We start from the raw sequence: 489 nt of genomic DNA on the forward strand, positions 1-489 counted from the left end.
CGCATAGACGGTGTAGAAAGCACCATGAGGCTTTCGGTCTAATCCAACAATAAAATGCGTAACCGAGCTATCCCTAACACTGGACTCAGGCAGTGAAAATTCCAATATATCATCAAACGGAATGAACATAGCAGAAGCAGACATTACAAAAAGACTTGCGACATCCAGTGCCTCTTCTACTGATTGAAGATCAGGAGCTTTGTATTCGTGTTCAAGAATATTCCGCATATCAACTACTTTACGCAAAAGGCTTGGTGCCAATAGGCCGAGCGCCCGCAATCGCTCTATTTTTTTCGGCACATTCCATTTGAGCGACGGATAACCAAATGAAATCAGCAGCTGATCAAGCTGACAGACAATCGCCCGCTTCGCATTGGTCGTAGCGTTAATAAGCGCAGACAGACCGCCCCGTTCAAAATCGTCTTCTGCCAAGTTCAAGAACTCGACAGGCGAAGTTTTGAGCTCCGTCATCGTGAAGCTGCCACCACC

Annotated in this window: 1 protein-coding gene; it reads right to left on the bottom strand. The window is 46.6% G+C overall.

The genetic code is table 11. The annotated features are described in order from the left end of the window. Positions 1–489: hypothetical protein (locus AC1DH9_RS30870; protein WP_477809550.1), on the bottom strand; the 489-nt coding region annotated here is incomplete at both ends.

The organism is Pseudomonas sp. 05T35 (genome assembly GCF_056396605.1).